This window comes from Streptomyces sp. NPDC042100 (genome assembly GCF_055582325.1).
This window is the reverse complement of record NZ_JBVJDK010000006.1, coordinates 125,457-147,577: the sequence shown is the minus strand read 5'-3', so window position 1 is coordinate 147,577 and position 22,121 is coordinate 125,457. Positions and strand designations below refer to the sequence as shown.

The window sequence follows — 22,121 nt, the reverse complement described above, 5'->3', positions numbered from 1 at the left end:
GTTCCCGCCCGGGTCCGGCAGGTCCCGCCTAGGTCCGGTCCAGGTCCGGTCCAGGTCCTGCAGGTCCGGTCCAGGTCCGTCCCGGACCGGGCCCAGGCCGCCCGGCGCCCGCTCAGTGCTCGATGATCTCGCCGTCGCGCAGCTCCAGCACCCGGTCGGCCAGCCCCAGCAGCTGGGAGTCGTGGGTGGCGACCAGGGCCGTGCAGCCCTCGCTGCGCACGACGGCGCGCAGCAGCTCCATGACCGCGAGCCCGGTCTCGGCGTCGAGCTGACCGGTCGGCTCGTCGGCTATGAGCAGGGCCGGCCGGTTCGCCAGGGCGCGGGCGATCGCGACGCGCTGCTGCTGGCCGCCGGAGAGCTCGCCCGGGCGCTGGGCCGCGTGGTCGGCAAGCCCCACGAGCGCCAGCAGCAGGGCGACCCGCTCCTCGCGCTCCTTCGGGTCGGCCTTGCGCAGCCGCATCGGCACGCCGACGTTCTCCGCGGCGGTCAGGATCGGGATGAGGCCGAAGGACTGGAAGATGAATCCGATCCGGTCCCGGCGCAGCTCCAGCAGCCCCTCCTCACCGAGCCCGGCGAGGTCGGTGCCGTCGATGACGATGCGGCCGCCGTCGGCGGAGTCGAGGCCGCCGACCAGGTTGAGCAGGGTGGTCTTGCCGGAGCCGGAGCGGCCCTTGAGGGCGACCAGCTCGCCGCGCGGGATGTCGAAGGAGACTCCGCGCAGGGCGTGCACGGCCGCGGCGCCCGTGCCGTACGACCGCTTCAGATTCTCGATCCGGACCATCGGCGTCCCGGCCGGATCCTCGATCACGGCCGTACCGGTCCGCGCGTTGCTCTCACTCACCGTGGTGCCCCCCTCGATCGAACGTGTGCGCCGTCAGTATGGGCCGATCACGGGGGCGGGTGCCAGGCCTGTGGACAACCACCTGTGGACAACGGGGCCGGGCCCGCACGGAAAACGAGCGGGCCGTGCCGTTCCCTCCCGCTCCGGACGGAGGGGAGGGAACGGCACGGTCCGCAGGCACACGTGAGCGCGGCAACTCATCGACGGATGAGCTCCTCAGCGGATCACCGAATGGCCGGATCGCTGATTCGGCGAATCGCCGGACCAGCTCATCAGCCGCCGGATCAGCTGGTCAGATGGCCGGCCCGTCAGCGGATCTCGGAAATCTCCGGACCGCGCTGCAGCTGGCCCATGCCGCCGGAGAACCGGGAGCCGGCCTGGTCGTCCTGCTGCACGCCGTCCGGCACCATCTGCGCGTCGTTCGGCAGCTTGAGGACGATCGGGTCGCGCGGGGCCATCGGGCCCTCGCCGCGGACGACCACGGTGTCCCGGACGATCTGCTCCAGCAGACCGGCGGCCTCGGGCTGCACAGCGCCCTGGCCGGAGATCACGCCGCGCAGGAACCAGCGCGGTCCGTCGACGCCCACGAAGCGCACGAGCTGCACGCCGCGGTTGCCGTCCGGGAGCTGCACGGGGACCTGGGCGCGGAGCTCCCAGCCCAGCGGGCCCTCGACCTCTTCGATGGCACCGCCCTGCTGGGTGATGCCGCCCGCGATCTCGTCGCGGACCTCGCCCCAGATGCCTTCCTTCTTCGGCGCGGCGAAGGCCTGGAGCTGCACGGCGCTGTCGCGCAGCACCACCGTGGCCGCGACGATCGCGTCGCCCGCCACCTCCACGCGCAGCTCCATGCCCTCGACTCCGGGCACGAAGATGCCGCCCAGGTCCACCCGGCCCTCTTCGGGCGTGGGGACCTCGGAGATGTCCCAGGGACCGTCGGGCCGGGGCGCCGGCGGAAGGTTCACCCGGCGCGGCGCGGCCGCGTCCTCGCCGTCCACCGCGTCGACGACCTGCTCGGCCTCGCCCGCTGCGTCCTCAGCGGCACCGCTCTTCTTGCGACGTCCGAACACGTCACTGTCCTTCCCGGTCGGATACGACCGAAGCGTATCGATTCCCACCCGTAGTGCCGTCCACGGCGGCGTGACCGCCGGTGGACCCGAAGCCCCCCTCGGCCCGCGCCGAGCCGGGAAGCTCCGCCACCTCGTGGAAGCGCACCTTCTCGACCTGCTGGACGACCAGTTGGGCAATCCGGTCGAATCGCTCGAACCGCACGCTCTCGCGCGGGTCCAGATTGACCACGATCACTTTGATCTCTCCACGGTACCCGGCATCGACCGTCCCCGGGGCATTCACGAGCGCGACGCCGCAGCGTGCGGCGAGGCCGGAGCGGGGGTGGACGAAGGCCGCGTAGCCGTCCGGCAGCGCGATGGAGACCCCGGTGGGCAGCACGGCCCGCTCGCCCGGGGCGAGCTCGGCGGCCTCGGTGGTCACCAGATCGGCTCCGGCGTCGCCGGGGTGCCCGTAGGCCGGGATCGGCACCTCGGGGTCCACACGGCGGATGAGTACGTCGACGGGATTGCGCATCAGGGGTTCACCTCGAAGGCGCGGGCGCGCCTGACCTGGTCGGGGTCGGACATGGCGGCCTGGATCTCCTCCGGGCGGCCGTTGTCGATGAAGTGGTCGACCTTCACCTCGATGAAGAGGGCGTCGGCGCGGACGGCGACGGGCCCCTCGGGCCCGCCGATCCGGCCGACGGCGGTCGAGTAGATCTTGCGGCCGCGCACCGCGGTGACCTCGGCCTCCAGGTGGAGCACGGTGCCGACCGGAACGGGGCGCACGAAGTCGGTCTCCAGGCGGCCGGTGACCGCGATGACCCGCAGCAGCCAGTTCAGGGAGCCGAGGGTCTCGTCGAGCGCGGTGGCGAGCACGCCGCCGTGCGCGAGACCGGGGGCGCCCTGGTGGTCGGCGGTCACGGTGAACTCGGCGGTGACGGTCACGCCCTCGCCCGCGCGCGCCTCCAGGTGCAGCCCGTGGGGCTGTCCGCCGCCGCAGCCGAAGCAGTGCGCGTAGTGCGCGCCGAGCAGCTCGCCGGGGGCGGGCGCGTCGGCGTGGCGTACCGGCGGTATGGCGTCGGCCGGCGGGGTGAGGGCGGCAGATGTTCCAGTCACAGGCGCAGACCTTACCCGCGCGGCCGGGCGCCGGTCTCGCCGTGCCAAGCTGGGGGACATGCAGCCTTCCGCACCTCACCCCGCGCCGAGCTTCGACGAGCGCCTCACGGCGCCCCGTTCCTGGTGGGTCATCGTGGCCCTGCTGGGCGTCTCCGGCGGCCTGATCATGTTCCCGCTGGGTACGGTCCCGACGCTCGGCGGTCTGATCGGCGCCGCGGCGCTCGCGGCGGTCGCGGTGTCCTCGTACGGCTCGGCGCGGATCCGGGTGGTGGCCGGTTCGCTGGTCGCCGGGGACGCGCGGATCCCGGTGTCGGCCCTGGGGGCGGCCGAGGCGCTGGACACGGAGGAGGCGCGCGCCTGGCGCACGCACAAGGCCGATACGCGCGCCTTCATGCTGATGCGCAGCTATGTGCCGACGGCGGTGCGGGTGGAGATCGTGGACCCGGCCGATCCGACGCCGTACGTCTACCTGTCCAGCCGCGACCCCGAGGGCCTCGTGGCGGCGCTGGAGGCGTCCCGCGGCGAGGCCCGGGACGCCGTGCGGGCACCCGAGGCACAGGAGGCCCCGGGGGTCTAGGAGGCCTGGGGGCTGTCCACCGGCCCGGGAGTCGGCCCCCGGGCCCGGCCCGGGAGCGGGCCCTAGAAGTCGATCTCCTTGGGATGGTCCGGCGGCTCCAGCGGGGGCAGGGCCGGCAGGGCGTCCCAGGGGATCTGGCGGTCGCGCAGGTCCTTGCGGATGTGCGCGGCGAGCCTTCTGGTGTCGCGCCGGTTCATGACCGCGCCGACGGCCGCGCCCACCATGAACGGGGTGAGGTTCGGCAGGTTGCGCACCAGGCGCTTGGTGATCTGCTGGCGCAGTTCGCGCTTGAGCTGGCCGCCGAGGGCCGCGTTGACGGTGGTGGGCTTGGTGGGGTCGATGCCCCGCTCCTCGGCCCAGGAGGTCAGGTACGCGGTCGAGCGCTGGGGAAGCGTGCCGGGCGGGCGGAGGCCGTAGACCTCGTGCAGCTCGGCGATGAGCTTGAGTTCGATGGCGGCCACGCCGGTGATCTCCGCGGCGAGCTCGGCGGGCATCGCGGGCGGTACGGGCAGCATCGCCGCGGCACCGATACCGGCGCCGACGGTGGCGCTGGCGCTGGACGCGCCGGCGACGAGCTTGTCGGCGATCTCCTCGGGGCCGAGCCCCGGGAAGTGCCGGCGCAGGGTCGCCAGGTCCCGCACGGGGACCCTGGGCGCGAGCTCGATGACCCGGTCGGCGAGATAGCCGATGCCGGCCTTGGCGCCCTGGCCGCCGCGCTGCACACCACGGCGTACGGCCTCGATGCGGGCGCTGTCCGGTTTCAGGCGCTCCAGGCGCAGGCGCGCCGGATCGGCGACGCGCCGCAGGGCGCCCCGCTTGGGCCCGTCGTCCCGCGCGGGCGGGACGGGCGGCTGGTCGCCCGGCTGTGGCGCCTGTGCCGCTTCGAGCGAGGCCGTGGGGCCTCGCCCGTCGTCACGTGCGCCAGAAGTGGGCAGGGGGGCGGAGTGCTCGGTCGAGGGGCCCTGCTGGGCGTCCTCCACCGGGCCTGAGCCGCCCCGGTGCGTCCCCGGCATCCCTGGGAGCCGGAGCCGCCGCTTCCGAGACGGTGTGTCGCCTGCCACGGCCGACCGGTCTCAGTCGCAGTCGCGGCAGATCGGCTGGCCGTTCTTCTCCCGAGCCAGCTGGCTGCGGTGGTGCACGAGGAAGCAGCTCATGCAGGTGAACTCGTCGGCCTGCTTGGGCAGGACCCGGACGGCCAGCTCCTCGTTCGAGAGGTCGGCGCCGGGCAGCTCCAGGCCTTCTGCGGCCTCGAACTCGTCGACGTCGACGGTCGAGGTCGACTTGTCGTTCCGGCGGGCCTTCAGTTCTTCAAGGCTGTCCGAGTCGACGTCGTCGTCGGTCTTGCGTGGGGTGTCGTAATCCGTTGCCATGTCGCTCTCCCCCTCTGGGTGGTTTGCGGTGTCTCCAGCGCACGTAACGCGTGAGAGGCCGGACTTGTGCCCGACCCGAGGCGGAGATTTTGCCTCACATCAAGGTCTGTTACTCAATCGACACCCAATCCGCCCTCTCATGAGTGAGCGGCTTTGGGTGGCGAACCGGACCGTACACGGTCCTTCGGCCATCCCTCTCGGGTGCCACCCCGTGTACTTCCCGCCTGGCGGACCCCCGGAAACCCGGACTTTTCCGGGTTTTTTAAGGGAATTCGCGATCACGGAGAGTGGGGGTACGGACACCCGGTCCTGTGATCGATCACACAGGACCGTCTCGGGATCGGGGACCGGAAATTCCGCGCAAAGCGAACAGATCCGGTCGACTCGTGCAGTGTGTCAGATCGGGAGAGTGACACGCATCACGAGGCCGCCGCCCTCGCGGGGCTCCGCGATGATACGGCCGCCGTGGGCACGCGCGACGGATCGCGCGATCGACAGGCCGAGGCCGACGCCCTTGTCGCTCCCGGTGCGCTCCTGTCTGAGACGCCGGAATGGCTCGAAAAGGTTGTCGACCTCGTACGCCGGGACCATCGGGCCGGTGTTCGAGACGGTCAGGATCGCCTGCCCGTGCTGGGTCTCGGTGGTCACCTCGGCCCAGCCGCCCTCCGGCACGTTGTACCGGATCGCGTTCTGCACCAGGTTCAGCGCGATCCGCTCCAGCAGGACGCCGTTGCCCTGGACGACCGCCAGGGCGCGCTCGCCCCGGATCTCGACGCCCTTGGCCTCGGCCTCCGCGTGGGCCTGGTTGATGGCACGGGTGGCCACCTCCGCCAGGTCGACGGGCTTGCGCTCGACGATCTGGTTGTCGCTGCGGGCCAGCAGCAGCAGGCCCTCGACCAGCTGCTCGCTGCGCTCGTTGGTGGCCAGCAGCGTCTTGCCGAGCTGCTGGAGCTCCACCGGGGCGGCGGGGTCCGCGAGCTGGACCTCCAGCAGGGTGCGGTTGATCGCGAGCGGGGTCCTCAGCTCGTGCGAGGCGTTCGCGACGAAGCGCTGCTGGGCCGTGAAGGCCCGCTCCAGGCGCTCCAGCATCTCGTCGAAGGTGTCCGCGAGCTCCTTCAGCTCGTCGTCCGGGCCGCCCAGCTCGATCCGGCGGGACAGATCGGATCCGGCCACCTGGCGGGCGGTCCGGGTGATCCGGCCCAGCGGGGAGAGCACCCGGCCGGCCATGGCGTAGCCGAAGGCGAAGGCGATGATGCTCAGGCCCAGCAGGGCGAACAGCGAACGGCGCAGCAGGTCGTCCAGAGCCAGGTCGCTCTGGTGGCGCAGGCACATCGTGGCGGCGCTGCTGAGCGTCTCGCTGTTCGCCTCCTTCGGGAACTGGCACCAGTCGCTGGTCGGCGTGATCGTGCCGCTGACGACCTTGAAGGGCAGCTGGGAGGTGCTGTCCCGCAGGGCCTGCGCGGTGAACAGGTAGATGATCGCGAGCAGCAGGATGCCGGCGATCAGGAACATCCCGCCGTACAGCAGCGTGAGTCTTATCCGGATCGTCGGGCGCAGCAGCGGGCGCACCGGGTCCCGCGGGTCCCAGGTCGGCTTCGGAGGCGCCTGGAGCGGCGCCGGGGTCTGGGGCATCGGGTCAGATCCGGTAGCCGGAGCCGGGGACGGTGACGATGACCGGGGGCTCGCCCAGCTTGCGGCGCAGGGTCATCACGGTGACGCGGACGACGTTGGTGAACGGGTCGGTGTTCTCGTCCCAGGCCTTCTCCAGCAGCTGCTCGGCCGAGACGACGGCCCCCTCGCTGCGCATCAGGACCTCCAGGACGGCGAACTCCTTGGGCGCGAGCTGGACCTCCTTGCCGTCGCGGAAGACCTCGCGGCGGTTGGGGTCGAGCTTGATGCCGGCGCGCTCCAGGACGGGCGGGAGGGGCACGGTGGTGCGCCGGCCGAGGGCCCGCACGCGCGCGATGAGCTCGGTGAAGGCGAAGGGCTTCGGAAGGTAGTCGTCGGCGCCCAGCTCCAGGCCCTCGACGCGGTCGCTGACGTCGCCGGAGGCGGTGAGCATCAGGACGCGGGTGGGCATGCCGAGCTCGACGATCTTCCGGCAGACGTCGTCGCCGTGCACGAGCGGGAGGTCCCGGTCGAGCACGACGACGTCGTAGTCGTTCACCCCGACGCGCTCCAGGGCCGCGGCGCCGTCGTACACGACGTCGACGGCCATGGCCTCCCGGCGCAGTCCGGTGGCCACCGCATCGGCGAGCAGCTGCTCGTCCTCGACGACGAGTACGCGCACGTCTGTAAGTCCTTTCCTGCTGCCCTGATCCGGACACGGACGGGGCGGGTCTGCGCACTGACTGTGCGTATCCATCCTGCCCCTAACGCGCGTAAACCGGCTGTAAGACGGCGGCGCGGGTGCCGCGCGGGGCGGGCGGCTCGTACCGGGTAGGGAAGAATTCACCTGATTCCCGGGCCAGTTGAGGTTTCTGCGCGGAACGGGCTGGGGAGGACGACTGCACACCCCGAGATCACGCCCTGTAGGTGGCGCGCCACCTACCGCTCTCTGTCCCCCAGAGGTAGCAGTGTGTGATCCGCCCAACCCCCGGCACTCCCCGTGCCACGACCCACGACGAGGGGGCGCACGATGGACGCTTTCACCGCGGGCCTGCTGCACCGCATCAAGGCCGCTCAGTCCGACCTCACGCGCGCTCGTGAGACGGGCGACGACTTCCTCGCGGACGTCGAGCAGGCCGAGCTGGACGACCTGCACCGCCTGGCCGCCGAACACGGCGTGGAGGTCGGCGCGACCTGCGCCTGACCCCCCGGACAGCGAGGGCCCCCGGAGCCGATCGGCTCCGGGGGCCCTTCCGCGTCCGCGCGGGGCGGGTCAGTCGTGCCAGGCGCCGGCCTCGTCCAGGAACTCCTGGAGCGGCCCGAAGACGCCCTCGGATGCGGCCAGCACCAGCTCCCCGGACGCCCGCTCCCCCGGGCGGCCGCCGGTCAGCGCGCCCGCCTCGCGGGCGATGAGGTCGCCCGCGGCCAGGTCCCAGGGGTTGAGCCCACGCTCGTAGTACGCGTCCAGGCGTCCGGCGGCGACGTCGCAGAGGTCGATCGCCGCCGAGCCGCCGCGGCGGATGTCACGCACGCGCGGGATGAGCCGCTGGGCGATGTCCGCCTGGTGGGCGCGGCGGGCCTGGACGTACGCGAAGCCGGTGCCGACGAGGGCCTGGTCGAGCTCCGGGGAGGGCCGGACGGCGAGCCGCCGGTCGCCGAGCCAGGCGCCGCCGCCGAGGACGGCGTGGAAGGTCTCGCCGCGCAGCGGCACCTCGACGACGCCGACGACGCTCTCGCCGTCACGCTCGGCGGCGATGGAGACGGCCCAGGTCGGCAGGCCGTAGAGGTAGTTCACGGTGCCGTCCAGCGGGTCGATCACCCAGCGGATGCCGCTGGTACCGGGGCTGGCGGCGCCTTCCTCGCCGAGGAGGCCGTCCTGCGGGCGGCGCTCGGCGAGGAAGCCGGTGATCAGCTTCTCGGCGGCGATGTCCATCTCGGTGACGACGTCGATGGGGCTGGTCTTGGTCTTGGCCACGGCGAGGTCGTCGGGCCGCCCGTCGCGCAGCAGGGCGCCCGCGCGGCGGGCGGCCTCCAGGGCCACGTCGAGCAGCTCCCGCAGCAGCGGGTCGGTCACGGGGGACGCGTGCGGTTCGGTCACGGCGGGGCTCCTCAGGCGTACGGGCTGTCGGCGCCGGCCGCGGCGGCGCGCTCCGCGCGCGCGGGGCAGCAGCCGATCGGGCAGAGGTCGTGCGAGGGGCCGAGGGCGCCCAGGGCGCAGCGCTCGGCGCGCTGCCCGCGCTCGGTCGCGGCACGCTCCAGGACGAGCTCGCGGACGGCCGCCGCGAAGCGGGGGTCGGCGCCGACGGTGGCGGAGCGGCGGACCGGGAGGCCGAGCTCGGCGGCCTTGGCGGTGGCCTCGGTGTCGAGGTCGTAGAGGACCTCCATGTGGTCGGAGACGAAGCCGATGGGCACCATGACGACCGAGGGCGCCCCGGCGCCGTGCAGCTCCTCCAGGTGGTCGCAGATGTCCGGTTCCAGCCAGGGGATGTGCGGGGCGCCGCTGCGCGACTGGTACACGAGTTGCCAGGGGTGCTCGGTGCCGGTCTCCTCGCGGACGGCGTCGACGATCAGCCGGGCCACGTCCAGGTGCTGCTTCACGTAGGCGCCGCCCTCGCCGTGGTCGGCGACGGGGCCCGAGCTGTCGGCGGCGGAGTCGGGGATGGAGTGCGTGGTGAAGGCGAGGTGGGCGCCCGCGCGGACGGACGGGTCGAGCGCGTCGAGGGAGGCGAGCACGCCCTCGACCATGGGGCGGACGAAGCCGGGGTGGTTGAAGTAGTGCCGGAGCTTGTCGACCCGGGGCAGCGGCAGGCCCTCCGCTTCCAGCTCGGCGAGGGAGTCGGCCAGATTCTCCCGGTACTGCCGGCAGCCGGAGTACGAGGCGTACGCGCTGGTGGCGAGGACGGCGATGTGGCGGCGGCCGTCGGTGACCATCTCGCGCAGGGTGTCGGTCAGGTACGGCGCCCAGTTCCGGTTGCCCCAGTAGACGGGGAGGCCGAGGCCGGCTTCGGCGAAGTCCGCGCGCAGGGCGTCGAGCAGGGCGCGGTTCTGCTCGTTGATGGGGCTGACGCCACCGAAGAGGAAGTAGTGCTGCCCCACTTCCTTCAGCCGTTCCTTGGGGATGCCGCGGCCGCGGGTCACGTTCTCCAGGAACGGGACCACGTCGTCCGGGCCCTCGGGACCACCGAAGGAGAGCAGCAGCAGGGCGTCGTACGGGGCGGGATCGAGCTCGTCGGACATGGCATCGATCCTGCCACCCGCCGCTGACAGCCGGAGTCGCGCCCCGACCGGAAAGGGGGGTGACCAGACCAGTTCAACACCGTAGGCTTTAGCTATTAATTACACGTGTTGAGCCGACGCGTGTGGTCTGCCGCCCTGCCACGGAAGCCCGGAGATCCCCTTGCCCAGTCCCTATCGCGCGATCTTCGCGGCCCCCGGCAGCACGATGTTCTCCATCGCCGGCTTCTTCGGACGGATGCCGCTGTCCATGATGGGCATCGGCATTGTGACCATGATCTCCCAGGTCACGGGCCGGTACGGGCTCGCCGGCGCGCTGTCCGCGACGCTCGCGTGCTCCGCCGCCGTGCTCGGCCCGCAGATCTCCCGGCTGGTCGACCGCTACGGCCAGCGCCGGGTGCTGCGCCCCGCCACCCTCATCTCCCTGGTGGCCGCCGGCGGCCTGCTGCTCTGCGTCCAGCAGAAGGCGCCGGACTGGACGCTGTTCCTGTTCACCGCCTTCATCGGCTGCGTGCCCAGCCTCGGCGCGATGACCCGCGCGCGGTGGGCGAACATCTACCGCGGCGAGGCCCAGCGGCTGCACACGGCGTACTCCTGGGAGTCGATCGTCGACGAGGTCTGCTTCATCTTCGGCCCGATCATCTCCATCGGCCTGTCGACCATCTGGTTCCCCGAGGCCGGCCCGCTGCTCGCCGGGGTCTTCCTCGCCGTCGGCGTCTTCTGGCTGACCGCGCAGCGCGCCACCGAGCCCGCCCCGCACCCCCGCACCGAGCAGGGCGGCGGCTCCGCCCTGCGCTCCCCCGGGCTCCAGGTCCTGACGTTCGCCTTCGTCGCCACCGGCGCGATCTTCGGCTCGGTCGACGTGGTCACCGTGGCCTTCGCCGACGAGCTCGGCCAGAAGGCCGCCGCGAGCCTGGTGCTCGCCGTCTACGCGCTGGGTTCCTGCCTCGCCGGCGCCGTCTTCGGCCTGCTCCACCTCAAGGGCGATCCGTCGCTGCGCTGGCTCGTGGGCGTGTGCGCGATGGCCGTGAGTATGATCCCCCTCCTACTGGCCGGGAACCTGCCGTTGCTGGCCGTGGCGCTCTTTGTCGCGGGCCTCTCCATCGCGCCGACGATGGTGACCACCATGGCCCTCGTCGAAGCGCACGTACCGCGCGCCCAGCTGACCGAGGGCATGACCTGGACGGGGACCGGCCTCGCGATCGGCGTGGCGCTCGGCTCCTCGGCCGCCGGCTGGGTGGTCGACGCCTCGGGCGCGAAGGCGGGGTACGTGGTGCCCGTCGCCTCGGGTGCGCTCGCGGTCGCGGTGGCGCTCCTCGGCTACCGCCGGCTGCGCAAGCCGGTGCCGACGCGGGAGGGGCAGAGTGGGCGAGAGCAGCACGACACGGCACTGGGGGAACAGCGGGCCGACGAGCGGCACCTGGCGTAACTGGGCGGGGAACGTCGCCTCCCGTCCGGTGCGGGAGGTGAGCCCGGCCTCGGCCGAGGAGCTCGCCGACGCCGTCCGCGCGGCGGCCGAGGACGGCCTGCGGGTGAAGACGGTCGGCACCGGCCACTCCTTCACCTCGATCGCGGCGACCGACGGGGTGCTGATCCGGCCCCATCTGCTCACCGGGATCCGCCGGATCGACCGCGAGGCGATGACCGTCACCGTGGAGTCGGGCACCCCGCTGAAGCGGCTCAACGTGGCGCTGGCCCGGGAGGGCCTGTCGCTCACGAACATGGGCGACATCATGGAGCAGACGGTCGCCGGGGCCACCTCCACGGGCACCCACGGCACCGGGCGCGACTCGGCCTCTATCGCCGCGCAGATCCGCGCGCTCGAACTGGTCACCGCCGACGGGCGCCTGATGACCTGCTCCGCCACGGAGAACCCCGAGGTCTTCGCCGCCGCCCGGATCGGCCTCGGCGCCCTCGGGGTGATCACCGCCCTCACCTTCGCCGTCGAGCCGGTCTTCCTGCTCACCGCGCGGGAGGAGCCGATGTCCTTCGACCGGGTCACCGCGGAGTTCGACGCGCTCCACGCGGAGAACGAGCACTTCGAGTTCTACTGGTTCCCCCACACGGACAACTGCAACACCAAGCGCAACAACCGCGGTACGGGCCCCGTCGCCCCGCCCGGGAGGCTGAGCGGCTGGGTCGAGGACGAGCTGCTCTCCAACGGCGTCTTCCAGGTCGCCTGCGCCGTGGGCCGCGCGGTGCCGCCGCTGATCCCGTCGATCGCGAAGGTCTCCAGCCGCGCGCTGTCGGCCCGTACGTACACCGACATCCCGTACAAGGTGTTCACCTCGCCGCGCCGGGTGCGCTTCCTGGAGATGGAATACGCGCTCCCGCGCGGGGCGGCGGTCTCGGCGCTGCGCGAGCTGAAGGCGATGGTGGAGCGCTCGCCGCTGAAGGTGAGCTTCCCGGTGGAGGTGCGGACCGCCCCCGCCGACGACATCGCGCTGTCGACCGCGTCGGACCGGGAGTCGGCGTACATCGCGGTCCACCTCTACAAGGGGACGCCCCACCGCGCGTACTTCACCGCGGTGGAGCGCATCATGACCGCGCACGGCGGCCGGCCGCACTGGGGCAAGGTCCACACCCGGAACGCCGCCTACTTCGAGAAGGCCTATCCGCGCTTCGCCGAGTTCACGGCACTGCGCGACCGGCTCGACCCGGACCGGCGCTTCGGCAACGACTACCTGCGCCGGGTCCTGGGCGACTGACGCTCAGCCGGTACCGCCGGTCGCCGAGTCCTGGGCGGTCGGCGGCACGGTGGGCGGGGTGGTCGGCGGCGTCGTCGGGGGCGGGGTGGTGTCGCCACCGGTGGGCTCGGTCGACCGCGAGGGCGTGGGGGTGGGCGTGGGGTCCGGGGTGGCCGGACCCGACGGGGTGGCGCCCGGGGTCGGGGTCCCGCCGCCCTTCTCCTCCTGGCGCCCGCCGCCGCTCGGCGTCGAGGACGGGGTGCCCGCAGGGTCGGACCGGTCCTCGCCCTTGCCGCCGCCGTCGTTGCGGACCACGGAGCCGAAGGTCGTGGTGCCCTTGGTGCCGCTGAGATCCTGACCGGAGGTCAGCTCGTAGACGGTGATGCCGCCCATCGCCAGCAGGAAGACCGCGGCGGCGCCGACGGCCGAGCGCTTCCAGCCGCGGACCCGGGTGCCATGGGTGGTCGGCGCGCCGAACTCCTCGCTGTACTCCTCCTGGCCGTACGCCTCGGGAAGCGGCTGCCCCTTGGGCTTGGTCGCGGCGGTGGCCTCCCGCATCTGCTGGCCCGTGCGCTTGAAGACGTGCTGGAGGAGGGGTCCGCCGCAGGTCGCGATGACGCTGATCACGCCGGCGCCGAGGATCGTGCCGTAGACACCGAGCGTGGACGCGAGCTTGGCGGCGACCACCGCCGCGACGGCGCTTCCCGCGACCTGAGCCAGACTCAGGTCGAATCGTTTCTTCTCCTCCGTGGCCGCTTCACCCGATGCCAGCCTCTCGCGCATGTCCAACCCCTGCTTGTTCATTCGTTCCACCATGCACCCAGAAGGGACATATGCACGAAGGGATTAGTTCCGTTTCTGGTGCTTCTGTGAAGAGGGACACGCACGCCGGAAGATCGCGGAGACTCAACTCCCGTACCGCCCGCAAAGTTGGGCGGCGCGCCGGTCCACCCCGGTGGCCCGAATGGAGTACTGTGGCGAGCCCTGGGTCCGGATTCCCCCATGGGTGTCCGGAATCGACGGAAGGGGGCCGCAGGTGGCACTCGAACCGGCGGCGCCACGGCACCGCACGGACGCCCGCGACGCAGCGTGACGACCTGTCACTCTGGGTGGCGAAAAGGCAACCGTGTCACAGCGGCGTTCCAGGGTCCAGGCCCGACACGCCGGGCAACTCGGCAGGGTTGTGGCAGGCTGCACCCGGGCAGGCCACACTCGACTAGCGGAAGCAGCGACGCACGTGACGTCGGCAGGCACCACCCGGGAGGTTCCCATGCCCGAACTGCGTGTCGTGGCCGTCTCGAACGACGGCACACGACTGGTGCTGAAGGCTGCTGACAGCACGGAGTACACGCTTCCGATCGACGAGCGGCTGCGTGCCGCCGTGCGCAACGACCGCGCGCGCCTCGGTCAGATCGAGATCGAGGTGGAGAGCCACCTCCGCCCCCGCGACATCCAGGCACGGATACGTGCGGGTGCGTCCGCGGAGGAGGTCGCACAGCTCGCCGGCATTCCCGTCGACCGGGTCCGGCGCTTCGAGGGCCCGGTGCTCGCCGAGCGCGCGTTCATGGCCGAGCGGGCCCGCAAGACCCCGGTCCGCCGTCCCGGCGAGAACACCGGACCCCAGCTCGGCGAGGCGGTGCAGGAGCGCCTGCTGCTGCGCGGTGCCGAGAAGGACACCGCGCAGTGGGACTCCTGGCGCCGTGACGACGGCACCTGGGAGGTGCTGCTCGTGTACCGGGTCGCGGGCGAGGTGCACACGGCCAGCTGGACGTACGACCCGCCCCGGCGGCTCGTGCAGGCCGTGGACGACGAGGCGCGGGCGCTGATCGGCGAGACCGACGACACCCTCGCCGCGGTGCCGGAGCCGAGCTTCCCCTTCGTCCCTCGGATCGCCCGGCTGCCCCGGGACCGGCCGCTGGACCGCGCGCTCGACCGCCAGATGGAGCGTCCCGTTCCGGTGCCCGAGCCGGAGGAGGAGCGCGACTCCCTGACCAGTCTCCTGGAGGCGGTCCCGAGCTTCCGCGGCGACATGGTCGTGCCCGAGCCGGCCGACACGGAGCCGTCCGACGAGATCGAGACGGAGGAGCCGCAGGCTCCCGCGGCCTCCGCGGGCGCGGGCTCGGCCTACGCCGACGTCCTGATGCCCCGCGCGGTCTCCGGTCACCGCGACCGGCTCACCGGCACCACCGACCGGCAGGCCGAGGCGGACGGTGTCCGGCCGGGTCGCCGCGCGGCGGTCCCGAGCTGGGACGAGATCGTCTTCGGCACCCGGCGCAAGAAGCAGGACTGACAAGCTCGCGTACGGGAGAGGGGCCCGCGCCGTTCCGACGGCGCGGGCCCCTTTCGCCTTCCCGCGCAGGCGGCCGCTACCGCGGATCCGGCCCCGTGGCCACCGGGCGGGCCGGGTCGGCCGACCACTCGGACCACGAGCCGGCGTAGAGCCCGGCGCGGAAGCCCGCGATCTCCAGGGCGAGCACCTCATGGGCGCCGGAGACGCCCGAACCGCAGTACACCGCGACCTCGGGGGCCTCGGCGGCGCCCAGGGCCGTGAAGCGGGCGTTGAGGGCCTCCGAGGGCAGGAAGCGCCCGTCGGCGCCGACGTTCTCCGTCGTCGGGGCCGAGACCGCGCCCGGGATGTGCCCGCCGACCCGGTCGATGGGCTCCACGTCTCCCCGGTACCGCTCCCCCGCGCGGGCGTCCAGGAGCAGACCCGCGCGTGCCAGGGAGGCGGCGGCGTCCGCGTCGAGCAGCCCGAGGGCCCCGGGAGCGGGCGTGAAGTCGCCCTCCTCGGGCGTCGGCGTGTCCTTGGACAGCTCCCCCGTCCAGGCGGCCAGGCCGCCGTCCAGGACCCGCACGTCCGGGTGACCCGCCCAGCGCAGCAGCCACCACGCGCGGGCCGCGCCCCAGCCGAGACCGCTGTCGTAGACGACGACAGGCCGGTCCGCCGAGACACCCGCGCGGCGCATCACGGCGCCGAAGGCGGCGACGTCCGGCAGCGGGTGCCTGCCGCCGCGCCCGGGCGGGCCGGCGAGCTCGGCGTCCAGGTCCACGTAGACGGCGCCGGGGAGGTGTCCGGCCTCGTACTCGGGGCGTCCGGGCGGGCCGCCGAGGGTCCAGCGGACGTCCAGGAGGACCGGGGGCACGGCCCCGGCCGACTCGCTCACGAGTTCGCTTGCGGAGATGATGGGCTTCATGGGGGCCATCCTCGCGCAGCCCACCCCCTGAGAACGCCCCTCGCGCGGATTCGCCGGGGCGCGCGGCCGGCCGCGTGGTGCGACCATCGGCACGGGACGCACGACCTGCCCGGGTGTACGACGGGCGGACGGCGGGCAGGACCCGCCGGGGAGCCGCTGTGCGGCCCGCCGGACCCACCTCGTACGGCCACTGGCGAGGAGACGAAGACGATGACCGAGGCGACTCGGCGCACACCCGGTACACCCTGTTGGGTGAGCCTGATGGTGCATGGACTTGACGCGACGCGGGAATTCTACGGAGCGCTGTTCGACTGGGAGTTCGCACCCGGTCCGCAGCAGCTCGGCCCCTATGTGCGCGCGCTGCTCGACGGCCGGGAGGTGGCCGGGATCGGCCAGCTGCCCCCGGACCGGCATCTCCCGATCGCCTGGACCACCTATCTGGCCACCGACGACGCCGACGAGACCGCGGAGAGCATCCGCTGCTGCGGCGGCACCGTCGCGGTCGGCCCGCTGGACGCGGGCGAGGCGGGGCGCATGGTGCTCTGCTCCGATCCGGCCGGCGCCGTCTTCGGCGTCTGGCAGGCCGGGGCCCACCTGGGCACCACCACGGCGGGCCCGCCCGGGACCCCCGTCTGGAACGAGCTCCTGACGTACGAGACGGGATCGGTCGCGAAGTTCTACGGGACGATCTTCGGGTACGAGACGGAGCCCGTGGCCCCGGCCGACGCCGACCGCCTGACGCTCCGCCTCGACGGACGCCCGGTCGCCGCCCTGCACGGCGTGGGCGACGCCCTGCCCCGCGACCGGGGCGCGCACTGGATGACGTACTTCGAGGTCGCCGACGTGGACGCGTCGGCCCGGCTGGTCACCGAGCTCGGCGGCCAGGTGGTGCGCCCGCCGCACGAGGGCACGGCGGGGCGGCTGGCGGTGGTGGCCGACCCCGAGGGCGCGGTGTTCACGCTGGTGCGGTCGCCGGACGAGGACGCCTCCGGAGGCGCTCCGGCCGGCTAGCCGGTCCGGTGGATCAGGGTCGGACAGGCCCTATCGCGCCGCCGGGACGCGCAGGCCGAGCTCCGCCAGGCGGTCCGCCGGGAAGTGGTGCGCCTCGGCGTGCCGCTCCAGGCGGCGGACCGTCTCCTCGCGCAGCCCGGGGTGCGCGGTCGGGCGCATGCAGTAGCCGACCGCCCGGACCAGCGGGGCGAGGGTGCCGGGCGTGGTCCCGGGGACCCCGGGCGGGGCGCCGCCCTCCAGGTCGGGCACGAGGTGGTCGACGATCGTCAGCGGGATCCGGTTGCTGTTCTCGTACGGGGTCAGGCGCGCCAGGACCGTCTCCGTGCCCACCCGGGCGACGGGGACGCCGTAGTAGACGGCGGCGGTCAGCATCGCGGTCGAGAAACATCCCACGACGAGGTGTGGACGGCAGCGCTCGTAGAAGGTCTCGGCGAGCAGAGGGCCGTCCAGGACGGTGAGGGCGACGCCCGCGCGGGCGGCCTCCTCGTGCAGGGCCCGGGAGTAGCGGGCCGGGGCGGTCGGGTGCGGTTTGAAGACGACGCCGCGGTGTCCGGCCGCCGCCGCGCCGCGCAGCATCCGCGCGTGCAGCTCCTCCTCCTCTTCGGCGGTGAGGATGCCGAGGACGGCGAGGTACTGGCCGAGCAGCAGGGCGGTCGGCGCGGCCGCCGACGCGGCGGCGAGCCGGGGGTCGTCGGCGGCGGCCTCGGCGATCTCGCGCAGCACCGCGCGGAAGGCGTCGTCGGGGACGAGCTCGGCCCCTACCCCGTACTCGGTGAGCAGCAGCGGGCGCAGTCCGGGCACCAGGTCGAGGTGGAGGACGCGGCGGACCCGGCAGGCGATGGACTGGGGCAGTTCGTCGCGGGTGGGGCCGTAGCTCATGAGGCCGTCCGCGTAGACCTGGACGGCACTCTCGGCGAAGACGGCGGCGAGCGCCTTGGCCGGGTTGACCTGGATCGACTCGACGACGAGCTCGACGGTGGCGGTGCCCAGGCCCCAGGCGGTGCGGAAGACCCGCTGCCACAGCGGGGACTCCTCGGGGCGGGGCGCCCAGGAGCTGGGGTGGTGCGGGTGGATCGCCTCGTTCCAGTCGAGGGTCCCGTCGAAGCGGGCGGCGATCCGGTCGTAGCCGGTCATCTCGTCGAGGCGCAGGGCGGTCTCGGGGATCTCCGCGTTGTTCGAGACGAGCAGGAGACGGCGGGCGCCGCCGGGGGCGCCGAACAGCCCGGCGTCGATCGCGGCGGCGACGGTGGCGGCCCCGTACAGCGTGGACGCCTGGAAGATCTGGACCCGGTCGGTGGACGGCATGGCTCAGGCGGCCTTTCCGGTGTCGCGCAGGCTCCTGAGGAGGGTGGCGCGGGGGGTGTCCATGGTCGCGAGGGTCCCGTCGAGGACCTGGCGCGGCATCCGGCGCAGGGCGTCGGTGACGTCGCGCCGGAGCCGCTTGGCCACCGCCGGCTCGTACTGGTCGGACTTGGCCATGTGGAAGGCGATCATCGCGCAGTAGGTGCGGACGGCCTTCGGGAGAAAGCGGTCGGCGTCCCGGTCACGGGCGACCTCTTCGAGCAGCAGATCGTACGAGGGGATGAAATCGAGCTGCCGGTTGTCGGTGATCTGGGTGAGCGAGGTGGTGACTCCGCGCCGGTAGAAGACGCCGTGCAGGGAAAGCGCGGCATAGGTGCGGGCAGTGAGGTGCAGACGCCAGATCCAGAGACGGTCCTCGGCGGTCCGGAGTTTCGTCTCGAAACGCGAGGCGCCGTTTTCGAACAGGCGGGAGCTGTAAATGCCGAAGGGGACGAACGGATAGTCGACCATCGTCACCATGCTGGCCGGTGCGATGCCGTCCCTGGGGTCCATGACGGTGTCGCGCGCCTTCGCCGGGGCATAGCGGATCTGCCGGGTGCGGTCGGTGGACAGGACATGGTCGGTGCGGGCGAAATCGCAGCCCAGGCGGTGGATGCCGGCTCGCATGGCGGCCAGGTGGCCGGGGGCGTACCAGTCGTCGCCGTCGAGGAAGGTGAGGTAGTCGCCGGTGGCCGCGTCGATTCCGGTGTTGCGTGCCTGCGCGACGCCGAGATTGGTCTCGTGGCGAATGACTCTGGCCTGCGGAATGCGGCCCTTCCAGCGGTCGAGGAGATCGGACGTCTCGTCCGTGGAATGGTCGTCGACCAGCAGGAATTCCGTGTCCGCGTCCGCGTTGTCCGCGAGACTGCGCAGGGTGTCGGGAGCATAGGGCCCGACATTGTGGAAGGGCACGACGACGGACAGCTTCGGCACTCGGGAATTCCCAACTCGCGTACGCGTGTACAGGTACTGGCGGGCAGAGCAGACAGGTTAGACAGCGCTTTTCTCGGCCGGACGAGCCTCGTGTGCACGGGCGGTGAACTCTTGCGGTCCTGCGGGTTCGCGGGTGCGTCGCCGCCGCCGGTGGAGCCATGCCGTCGCCAGGAGCGCGGCGAGGGCGGTCACGCCGACGGCGCCGCCGAGCCTGACCCCCGGCGGCCGGAAGGAGCAGGTCACGGAGGTGGCCCGGCCGTCGAGCGGGACGGCGACGAGGCCGAGGCGGCCGCGCGCGGGGGCGAGGGGCGCGTCGCCCGCGGCGCAGCGCCAGCCGGAGATCCGGGGCACGGCGAGGACGGCGGTGCCGGTGCTGCCGGGCGGCAGCTCGGCGGTGAGGGTGTGGCCGGTGGTGCGGACGGCGGTGGCGCCGGTGGCGGTGAGCTGCCGCACGGCGGCGGCCAGGCGCTCGGGCACGAGGCAGCCGACGGCCCGCGCGGGCAGCGTGGGACGGGTGCCCGCCTCGGGCTTCAGGGCCACGCGGACCTCGCCCGTGCCGGGGACGGTGCCGAGCGCCCGCATCGGGGCGAGGACGGAGGGCAGCTTCCCGGCGAAGGAGACGGCCGGGCGCCCGCCGAGGGCGGCGGAGCCCTGATATTCGGGTGCCCAGAGCCAGACCTGGGAGCCGGCGGGGCAGCGCGCGGTGAGGGTGAGGGGGGTGCCGGGGCCGGTGCCCTTTCCGGTACCGGGGTCGGTGCCAGGGCCGGTGCCGGTACCCGGAGCCGTGCCCGTGCCCGTACCGGTACCCGTGCGGCTGACGTCGGGGACCTCGTACACGGTGTGGCCCAGGAGTCGTTCCTGACGGGCGAAGGCGGAGTCGGCGTCCCCCTGGGGCGGCGTGTCCGGGGCGGCGGGGTGGACGGTGACGAGGGGCGGTACGGGGCTGTCGGCGGCGGTCACGTCGGCCCGGGGCAGCCGGTCGACGGCCAGGGGGCCCTCGGGAGTCGAGCGGACGCGGCTGCCGACGGAGAAGATCGCGTCGGTGACCGGGTTGTCGAGGCCGACCGGGTGCCGCCCCTTGGCGTAGTAGCCGAAGCCGAGCCCGGCGAGGGTGCGGGAGTACGTGTCGGAGGTGAGGCTGCTGTAGTAGTCGGCGCCCTCGCCGCCGACGAGCAGGACGTCGTTGCCACCGGGGACCTCGCCGGGCTCGGTGCGGTGGCGCGGCCAGGCGTCCTTCTCGGCGACGGCACGGGCCGTGTCGGTGTGCCAGGGGCCGAGCCTCGGCGCCCAGGAGACCTTGGCGAGCTGCTGCTCCTCGACGCGCTTGCCGGTCACGAGGGTCTCGCCCGCCTGCGCGGCGAGCAGGAGGAGGACCGCGAGGGCGGGCAGCAGCCGCCCGCCTCGGCGGGCGCCGAGCAGGGCCGCCCCGGCGGCGAGGACGGCGAGGGCGCCGGCCGTGGCGACGGCGGGGTACGTCCAGCGGTCGATGTCCGCGCTGCCGCGGGCGGCCCACGCGGCGCCCGCGAGCAGGGCGCCGCCGCAGAGGAGCGCGGCGGGCCGGGGCAGGCCCTGGGCGGTCGACAGCCAGGCGGCGATCAGCAGCAGCCCGCACAGGACGAAGGTCTGGCGGTACGGGATGCCGTTGGGCGAGGCCCCGGCGTGCCAGAGCAGATGGGTGGGCTCCCACTGGAGGGAGAGCGTGACCAGGACGGTCGCGCCCGTCCATCCGGCGCGCACGCGGGCGGCGACCGCGCGGTTGAACGGGAGCGTGAGCGCGAGCGCGAGGGCGGGCGTGCCGATGAACAGCGCCGGGGTCGCCACGCTCGCCGTGGCCGGCAGCAGGCGGGCCAGGACGTCGGTCCAGTCGGCGGGGACGAAGGCGGTGGGCGGGGTCGGGTCGGCGACCCGGGTGGCGAAGAAGATGACGACGACGAGCGGGGCGGCCAGCCCGATCCCGATGAGCACGCCGCGGGCGGCACGGAGGAGGGCGGCGAGGCGGGGATGGCGGGGCCCGCGCGGGGCGGCCTCGGTGCCGGGCGTCGGATCGGCTGCGGCCGGACCGGACGGCTCCGGATCGGCCGCTACCGGACCGGACGAGTCCCGGTCGACCGTTCCCGGACCGGACGGCTCCGGATTCGTCGTCAGAAGGCGTACGGCCAGGACGACGGCGGCGCCGATGGTCGCCATGTACGCGGTGTAGAAGTTGGCGAACCAGGCGAGGGCCACCACCAGCGGCCCGAGCACCGGGCGGCGTCCGCGCCGTGCCCACTCCCCCACCAGGCACAGCAGCGGGAAGGCCGCGAGCCCGTCCAGCCACATGGGCACGGTGGCGCCGTAGTTGAAGGTCCAGCCGGAGAGCGCGTACGCGGTGCCGAGCACGGCCGCCACCGGCCAGGGGCCGCGCCGCAGGGTGAGCAGCAGGGCCGCCATGCCCGCGGCCGCGGCGGCGATCTTGGCGGCGGTGATGACGTACAGGGCGAGTTCGGGCCGGTCGGCCGGGAAGAGCAGGACGAGCAGGTCGAAGGGGCTGCTCAGGTACGTGCCGAAGTCGCCGAGGAAGTTGGCGCCGAAGCCCGAGGACCAGTTGAGGAAGAGGTCGCCGTGGGTCTCGCCGAGCAGCAGCTTGCGCCAGTACACGTGGAAGGGCAGGTACTGCTGCCCGAGGTCGACGATGTTGCGGGTCCGGGGGCCGAAGGGGTGGCTGCCCGCGAGCGCCCCGGCGAGGCAGAACAGCAGTCCGGCGAGGAGGGCCGCGCCGGTCGCCGCCCGGAGCCTCGGCCGGGACGGGGCGGGCGCGGTCTCGGCAGCGGGTGGCACACGTCCTCCAGGGGGCGGGCTCGGCCGGGCGGGCTACGGGGCCTGATCGGCATCGGCGTAGAGACGCATTACCGCCGAGGCGTACGACCCGCGCCCGAGCGGGAGGGGGTCCCCGGGCGCACCTCAGGTGAACAGCCGGTGCGCGCGCCGACACCGGCGACCGGACCGGCGGCCGGACCGGCGACCGGACCGGCGGCCGGACGGGCGGCCGGACGGGCGGCCGGACGGGCGGCCGGACGGGCGGCCGGACCGGTGGCCGGACCGGTGGCGGCACCGGCGGGCGGACTGGCGACGGCACCGGCGACGGCATCGGGGCCGGCCCGCTCGATGTCGGTGACGTCGC

The 22,121-nt window shown here is 73.5% G+C and carries 21 protein-coding genes; 6 read left to right on the top strand and 15 right to left on the bottom strand.

Going from position 1 to position 22,121, the window contains the following annotated elements:
- Positions 1-112: 112 nt before the first annotated feature.
- From ACZ6J5_RS15475 to ACZ6J5_RS15460, 4 genes are all read right to left on the bottom strand, one after another.
- Complete coding sequence (locus tag ACZ6J5_RS15475; RefSeq protein WP_469392152.1) at positions 113-781, bottom strand: ABC transporter ATP-binding protein; 669 nt, start codon at positions 779-781, stop codon at positions 113-115.
- 368 nt (positions 782-1,149) lie between these two features.
- Positions 1,150-1,908, bottom strand: a complete 759-nt coding sequence (locus ACZ6J5_RS15470) for a DUF3710 domain-containing protein (RefSeq protein WP_469391591.1) — start codon at positions 1,906-1,908, stop codon at positions 1,150-1,152.
- A 1-nt stretch (position 1,909) separates the two neighbouring features.
- Positions 1,910-2,422, bottom strand: a complete 513-nt coding sequence (gene dut / locus ACZ6J5_RS15465) for a dUTP diphosphatase (protein WP_128977708.1) — start codon at positions 2,420-2,422, stop codon at positions 1,910-1,912.
- Positions 2,422-3,006, bottom strand: coding sequence for a PaaI family thioesterase (locus tag ACZ6J5_RS15460; protein WP_469391588.1), 585 nt, complete (start codon positions 3,004-3,006; stop codon positions 2,422-2,424). Before ACZ6J5_RS15460 ends, dut begins: the two co-directional genes overlap by 1 nt.
- Positions 3,007-3,064: 58 nt before the next feature.
- Between ACZ6J5_RS15460 and ACZ6J5_RS15455 the strand changes: the two genes are divergently transcribed.
- Positions 3,065-3,583, top strand: coding sequence for a DUF3093 domain-containing protein (locus ACZ6J5_RS15455; protein WP_469391586.1), 519 nt, complete (start codon positions 3,065-3,067; stop codon positions 3,581-3,583).
- 62 nt (positions 3,584-3,645) lie between these two features.
- On the opposite strand, the gene ACZ6J5_RS15450 is transcribed toward ACZ6J5_RS15455, so the two are convergent.
- The 4 genes from ACZ6J5_RS15450 to ACZ6J5_RS15435 form a co-directional block, all read right to left on the bottom strand.
- On the bottom strand, positions 3,646-4,644 hold the full coding sequence (locus ACZ6J5_RS15450; protein WP_469391585.1) for a hypothetical protein: 999 nt from the start codon (positions 4,642-4,644) through the stop codon (positions 3,646-3,648).
- A gap of 12 nt (positions 4,645-4,656) precedes the next feature.
- Entirely contained in the window at positions 4,657-4,953 is a 297-nt protein-coding gene (locus ACZ6J5_RS15445; RefSeq protein ID WP_003955561.1) for a DUF4193 domain-containing protein, read from the bottom strand.
- A 396-nt stretch (positions 4,954-5,349) separates the two neighbouring features.
- A complete protein-coding gene (locus ACZ6J5_RS15440; RefSeq protein ID WP_469391583.1) occupies positions 5,350-6,585 on the bottom strand; it encodes a sensor histidine kinase in 1,236 nt (411 codons plus the stop codon).
- Positions 6,586-6,589: 4 nt separating this feature from the next.
- Entirely contained in the window at positions 6,590-7,243 is a 654-nt protein-coding gene (locus ACZ6J5_RS15435) for a response regulator transcription factor (protein ID WP_403798905.1), read from the bottom strand.
- A gap of 348 nt (positions 7,244-7,591) precedes the next feature.
- Here ACZ6J5_RS15435 and ACZ6J5_RS15430 point away from each other — a divergent pair, with 348 nt between their 5' ends.
- Positions 7,592-7,765: a hypothetical protein gene (locus tag ACZ6J5_RS15430; protein WP_469391580.1), complete on the top strand. Its 174-nt coding sequence runs from the start codon at positions 7,592-7,594 to the stop codon at positions 7,763-7,765.
- A gap of 69 nt (positions 7,766-7,834) precedes the next feature.
- Here the strand turns inward: ACZ6J5_RS15430 and ACZ6J5_RS15425 are convergent, their stop codons facing one another.
- Entirely contained in the window at positions 7,835-8,635 is an 801-nt protein-coding gene (locus ACZ6J5_RS15425) for an inositol monophosphatase family protein (protein WP_469392150.1), read from the bottom strand.
- A gap of 35 nt (positions 8,636-8,670) precedes the next feature.
- Positions 8,671-9,798, bottom strand: a complete 1,128-nt coding sequence (locus ACZ6J5_RS15420) for a ferrochelatase (protein WP_469391578.1) — start codon at positions 9,796-9,798, stop codon at positions 8,671-8,673.
- A gap of 160 nt (positions 9,799-9,958) precedes the next feature.
- Between ACZ6J5_RS15420 and ACZ6J5_RS15415 the strand changes: the two genes are divergently transcribed.
- The gene (locus tag ACZ6J5_RS15415; RefSeq protein ID WP_469391576.1) at positions 9,959-11,224 is read left to right on the top strand and encodes an MFS transporter; all 1,266 of its coding nucleotides are present in this window, start codon (positions 9,959-9,961) and stop codon (positions 11,222-11,224) included.
- On the top strand, positions 11,160-12,503 hold the full coding sequence (locus tag ACZ6J5_RS15410) for a D-arabinono-1,4-lactone oxidase (protein WP_469391574.1): 1,344 nt from the start codon (positions 11,160-11,162) through the stop codon (positions 12,501-12,503). The genes ACZ6J5_RS15415 and ACZ6J5_RS15410 overlap by 65 nt, the downstream gene beginning before the upstream one ends.
- Before the next feature lie 3 nt (positions 12,504-12,506).
- Here ACZ6J5_RS15410 and ACZ6J5_RS15405 read toward each other — a convergent pair whose 3' ends face one another.
- Positions 12,507-13,265: a hypothetical protein gene (locus ACZ6J5_RS15405; protein ID WP_469391572.1), complete on the bottom strand. Its 759-nt coding sequence runs from the start codon at positions 13,263-13,265 to the stop codon at positions 12,507-12,509.
- A 454-nt stretch (positions 13,266-13,719) separates the two neighbouring features.
- On the opposite strand from ACZ6J5_RS15405, the gene sepH reads away from it, so the two are divergent.
- A complete protein-coding gene (gene sepH / locus ACZ6J5_RS15400; RefSeq protein ID WP_469391571.1) occupies positions 13,720-14,772 on the top strand; it encodes a septation protein SepH in 1,053 nt (350 codons plus the stop codon).
- Between the two features lie 76 nt (positions 14,773-14,848).
- Here the strand turns inward: sepH and ACZ6J5_RS15395 are convergent, their stop codons facing one another.
- On the bottom strand, positions 14,849-15,676 hold the full coding sequence (locus ACZ6J5_RS15395; protein ID WP_469391569.1) for a sulfurtransferase: 828 nt from the start codon (positions 15,674-15,676) through the stop codon (positions 14,849-14,851).
- Between the two features lie 210 nt (positions 15,677-15,886).
- Between ACZ6J5_RS15395 and ACZ6J5_RS15390 the strand changes: the two genes are divergently transcribed.
- Entirely contained in the window at positions 15,887-16,687 is an 801-nt protein-coding gene (locus ACZ6J5_RS15390; protein WP_469391567.1) for a VOC family protein, read from the top strand.
- A gap of 30 nt (positions 16,688-16,717) precedes the next feature.
- Here the strand turns inward: ACZ6J5_RS15390 and ACZ6J5_RS15385 are convergent, their stop codons facing one another.
- The 3 genes from ACZ6J5_RS15385 to ACZ6J5_RS15375 are packed head-to-tail and all read right to left on the bottom strand — an operon-like array spanning position 16,718 to position 21,778.
- Positions 16,718-17,992, bottom strand: coding sequence for a polysialyltransferase family glycosyltransferase (locus ACZ6J5_RS15385; RefSeq protein WP_469391565.1), 1,275 nt, complete (start codon positions 17,990-17,992; stop codon positions 16,718-16,720).
- Positions 17,993-17,995: 3 nt separating this feature from the next.
- Positions 17,996-18,961, bottom strand: a complete 966-nt coding sequence (locus ACZ6J5_RS15380; protein WP_469391563.1) for a glycosyltransferase family 2 protein — start codon at positions 18,959-18,961, stop codon at positions 17,996-17,998.
- A gap of 57 nt (positions 18,962-19,018) precedes the next feature.
- Positions 19,019-21,778, bottom strand: coding sequence for a YfhO family protein (locus ACZ6J5_RS15375; protein ID WP_469391561.1), 2,760 nt, complete (start codon positions 21,776-21,778; stop codon positions 19,019-19,021).
- Positions 21,779-22,121: the final 343 nt, after the last annotated feature.